The following is a 4311-nucleotide window of genomic DNA, read 5'->3' on the forward strand; positions in this document are numbered from 1 at the left end:
GGATTTTATTCCTATTGTGGGGCAATTAAAAGCTGCGGAGGAAGTATGGTCTGGTAAAGAGCTGTTTTCTGGGGAGCCCATGAATCGAGGTCTTGCCGCATTAGGATTAGTGCCTGGAGGCAAATTAGCATACACTGCATTAAAAGGGTTAGGAAAGGCTGGTTCGAAGGTTGGTTTATTAGGTGGGAAAACGGCTGCTGTTGAGGAAATAGTAGGAACGGTTGCAAATAAAGCAACCCAACGAATTCATATAGAAGCAAATATCGCTCAAACAAGGGCTGGAATTGAAAGTAGTACAAACTTTATTGAGTTTAATGGAAGAGCGACAGCAAGGGGATTTTATGCTAAAGGTGGTTGGGCATCAGAGAGAATTAATAGTCATTTAGATGGCATAGATTTCAGTAAGGAGGTAAGCGTAGAATTAATCCCGAAAGGAACTATGTTACAGCAGCACCAAATGCCCAAAGATCCTATCGGTAATTACTTTACTGTTTTTGGTGTAGATAGAGCTAAGCTTGGTATCTATACTTCAGGTCGAACAACAAGAAGTTATGTTGCTACCTCTGATATAAGTGCACTTAGATCCACTACTGGTAATATCACTGACTCTTGGTCAATGCTTAAGTATAAATGGGAAATACGTTTAAGGGGCGGTGAAACACAGTATTTTACACACAATACTTTTGACTGGAGGCCAATGCCATGAGCCGTTTAGATCAGTTTGAAGATACTATAAATATTTTAAAAAATATTGTTGCAAATGAACTTCCAGGATATGTCGTTGCAGAGCAACTTATACAAGGATTTGAGCATGCAAAGGGGATAGAAGAAGGTATAGTTTGCAACATTGAATTACTGAAAAATTTATGTGATTTTGGTTTACCTTATAGAGACATAGAAGCATTTGATGGTAAAGTTATTGAGTCAGTGTATGGTTCATTTGAAGAAATGAAAAAATTATTGAACGAGAGGCTAAGTAAATGAGTCAGTTAATGCTGTACCAACCTAAAGAAAAACCTTTAGATCTTTTAAGTGACTTGAAATTTTTTTTTACAAGCATACCTGAGATAAATCAAGCCTATTACTGCAAAGCTAGCCTTGCTGAAAATGGTGGAATAGCAGAACGAACTCTTATTGCGGTTGAAGTAGAAGGAAATAAAGATATTTATGCAGATTTAAAAGAGTTTAATTGCCTAAAAAACAAATATAAAGAAGAGGTTATTTATGTTCATATAGATGAGTCCCCTTTTAATAGATATTTTAGGAGTGAGCTGCCATTTTATAAACGAGGAGATTGATTAGTCGTATACCAAAACCTACCAACAGGTCATTATATTAGTAAAAAATGTACAAAAGAAAACAATGTATATGTTAATACAGGAAGACTTCCTTATATCAATGGTGATTGAAACGATGGTTTTAGCAGGTCATTGGGGTCAAATTATCGAGTAAAATTAAGTGATTATTGATGATTAAATTCAAAATTCAAGGCTTGACCCCGTGCACTTCCGTACGACTACTGGGATAGCCACGGGCTGTTCATGAACATTTTTAAAGCAACAAAAGGCTCAAAAAATAATCCAGATCCCAGCAAATACGTTTTAATCGTGAGCGTACGCTTCGCTTTTTACCATTGGGTAATTTTGCTTTTACCAGACAGAGCAATATAGCCTAGGCCCAATAAATTGATTATAAACAATGACTCTGAAAAAGCTCATCAATAGAGCATCCAAGAGTTCTGTGGAGAGTTTTGGCTTGTACCCATTTGTGTTCAATAGGATTAAGATCTGGGGAATATGGAGGCAAATATTCTAAAATCATCCCTGCTTTTATTAATTGTTCTTGCATTTTTTTATGCTTATGAAAAGTAGCTATTCTTCTTTGAAAAGAACAGCGCTTTTCTTCATCTGCTTTAGGGTGATTCCATGTTTTTTTATAGCTGATTTTTAATCGAATTAGAGCAGTGCGAATCCCAGTCTTGCTCACGTTAAACCGTTTAGCTCGCTCATATTGATAACTATCTGGATGCAGTTCCACATCTTTTTTAAGGGCTTCCATATCTATTTTTGTCGCAGGTTTATTTCGGTTCTTTGGGGGTTCTAAATGAATAAGCCAACGCATTACGCTTGCTTTACCTACTCCAAAACGGATTGCTACTTCTTCAATACTTAAACCTTCTGCGGCTCTTACTTTTAATACTTTTTTCCGAAAATCTAATGAATACGTCATAAGCTAATTATTATAATCAATTTATTCGGATTAGGCTATAAACGAGATCTGGCCCAACCAATAGCCACTCCATTTTATGAATATAGTGCAATTCCTGATGAGGAGCAGTATAGTGCGATTCCTGAGTCGGATAGGTCTTGTGCTATTCTTCCAAAAAATGAACTTCATGAGTTTAGCTCTACTCCAAATCCACAGGCATTCACTAGCGTATGGAGTAATGATAAAATGCAAATGAGTATTAAAGGAAGCACATTAACACCGGAGTTAGTCGATTTGCATTTTTTATTAGAATCGCCTTTAACTGATGAGTTGCCAGTGGGTTATAGCCCTATCCCTGATAATAATGATGTTTCAAATAACTCTAAGGGTCAATATAATATTAATTACAATGTCCTGATTGTTAAAGAAAAAGGGTGGCGTTATAAAAATATTGCTTCTAGTTCATATTACTTAACGACACCAGGTTCCCCTATTGCTGGAGACGCAAGTGACGAATTGAAGATCAAATCTGTTGATGCAATCATCACCGCAGCAATTGATAAGAATTTAAATTTACATGACACTGCACACGTATTAGCAATCGCCCATCACGAGTCAATGTTTAATCCTTATGCCGCTGCGGGAACAACCTCTGCATCGGGGCTTGGCCAATTTATTAATGACACGGGAGGAGAGTATGGTATTAATAAGAAGAATAGATGGGATATAGATACTCAAGCTAAAGCTTTAGTAAGCTATTTCATATATAATAAAGAAAAAATAAATAGTTTTGGATTTTCAGAAGAACATATTTATAGGCTTCACCATGACGGTTCCAATAGTACCAAAATTATTGGTTCTGAAGGTTTAGCTACATCACGTAAAAATGTTATCCCAATGATAAGAGTGTATGAAAATGCTATTAGAAAAATTTTTTAAAAGTGTGGCCTTATGTACCTTGTTCCTTATTTTCTTGCCTAAAGCAGAGGCTACTGTATTTAAAAGAAAATGTGGTGAATACAATTACATTGTTGAATCTTATAATAGAGTTGATATTTTTGCGGCAAAATATAAGCTTTATTTTCAACATAATGGCGGGAGGAAGAGGTTATTTTTTCAAGCTGATCAAGGAGGAATATTGAGTGCTGCTTGTATAAAAAATAAAAAAAATCAAGACCTTATGCTTTTTCAAGAAATCAGTGGTGGTAGTGCTGGACCAGAAGATCGATACGGAGTTTTTGATCCGCGCGCAAATAAAATTTTGGTCAAGCCATTGGATTGGGATAAAGGAAATTCAGCAGAGGTAGAAGCATTAATTGGCTATCCACCTCCTTTTCCAATGGACGAAGATAAAGATCGTATTTTTTTCTGTTGTAGTAATTCATTGTATGAGGACGAAGATTAAAAATCGTGAACTTAAGGATGTATATGATACCCAAAATTTTTTTTATTAAATGTATATTTTTTTCTTCTCTTTTTGGACTTTCTTTTTTTGCTTATTCTAAAACAATGGGAAAGTGTGGCGATATGTTTCTTCGAATAGGAATATCTGAAGGAAAAAACAATACGTTACGTCAGTTTCAACTTTATGGAAAAAAAGCAGAGGGAGCAGAGAGCCTTTTATATACCACTAAAAAAGGAAGTTATTTTTTTGTAAGATGCATTAAAAATAAAGAAAAATCACCTTTAGTATTATTTCAAGAAATAGAGGGGGTAAATGCCTGTCCCGAAGATACCTTTGGTGCTTTTGATGTAAAAACTAATACTATGTTGGTTAATCCCATAGATTGGCCAATCGGTAATCAAGGGCAAATTGAAAAATTGTTGGGAAGAGCACCTCCATTTGTAAATGGGAGAAGCGGAGGCTTTTTTTGTTGTTTTAATGAAGATTATTAATAAACATCTATGAACCTACGATACCTCAGGGTCAGGCCTTATTTTTTGCGGATTATACGCCAGTTTGGGAGGCCTGGCCTCCCTACGGCGTGCGAATCCCGATAATTTACCTGAGGCAGACAAATCCTTGCTCAGGGTTGATTACGATTATGATGAAGTAGGTAATATCCGCCATACCGCAGTACAGGCGAAAGCAGTCGGTACTCG

7 protein-coding genes are annotated in these 4311 nt (G+C 36.1%); 6 read left to right on the forward strand and 1 reads right to left on the reverse strand.

The window, feature by feature from the left end:
* The 3 genes from ACQY7T_RS06555 to ACQY7T_RS06565 all read left to right on the forward strand — a co-directional run.
* Positions 1-706: polymorphic toxin type 46 domain-containing protein (locus ACQY7T_RS06555; RefSeq protein WP_428412151.1), on the forward strand; the 706-nt coding region annotated here is incomplete at its 5' end.
* Positions 703-984 carry a hypothetical protein gene (locus ACQY7T_RS06560; protein ID WP_428412153.1) on the forward strand — a complete coding sequence of 94 codons (282 nt, stop codon included), beginning with the start codon at positions 703-705 and terminating at the stop codon, positions 982-984. The genes ACQY7T_RS06555 and ACQY7T_RS06560, both read left to right, overlap by 4 nt.
* Positions 981-1298 (forward strand): enhanced serine sensitivity protein SseB C-terminal domain-containing protein, encoded by a 318-nt coding sequence (locus ACQY7T_RS06565; RefSeq protein WP_428412154.1) that lies wholly within the window; start codon positions 981-983, stop codon positions 1296-1298. Before ACQY7T_RS06560 ends, ACQY7T_RS06565 begins: the two co-directional genes overlap by 4 nt.
* Before the next feature lie 391 nt (positions 1299-1689).
* Here ACQY7T_RS06565 and ACQY7T_RS06570 read toward each other — a convergent pair whose 3' ends face one another.
* Positions 1690-2229 carry an IS630 transposase-related protein gene (locus ACQY7T_RS06570; protein ID WP_428412156.1) on the reverse strand — a complete coding sequence of 180 codons (540 nt, stop codon included), beginning with the start codon at positions 2227-2229 and terminating at the stop codon, positions 1690-1692.
* 225 nt (positions 2230-2454) lie between these two features.
* Between ACQY7T_RS06570 and ACQY7T_RS06575 the strand changes: the two genes are divergently transcribed.
* Genes ACQY7T_RS06575 through ACQY7T_RS06585 form a run of 3 tightly spaced genes read left to right on the forward strand, consistent with a single transcriptional unit; the run spans position 2455 to position 4104 of the window.
* Complete coding sequence (locus ACQY7T_RS06575) at positions 2455-3147, forward strand: transglycosylase SLT domain-containing protein (protein WP_428412157.1); 693 nt, start codon at positions 2455-2457, stop codon at positions 3145-3147.
* Complete coding sequence (locus ACQY7T_RS06580; protein ID WP_428412158.1) at positions 3119-3613, forward strand: hypothetical protein; 495 nt, start codon at positions 3119-3121, stop codon at positions 3611-3613. Before ACQY7T_RS06575 ends, ACQY7T_RS06580 begins: the two co-directional genes overlap by 29 nt.
* A gap of 23 nt (positions 3614-3636) precedes the next feature.
* A complete protein-coding gene (locus ACQY7T_RS06585; protein WP_428412159.1) occupies positions 3637-4104 on the forward strand; it encodes a hypothetical protein in 468 nt (155 codons plus the stop codon).
* The last annotated feature ends 207 nt before the right edge of the window (positions 4105-4311 follow it).

Source organism: Legionella sp. (assembly GCF_965140895.1).
Lineage (GTDB): Bacteria > Pseudomonadota > Gammaproteobacteria > Legionellales > Legionellaceae > Legionella.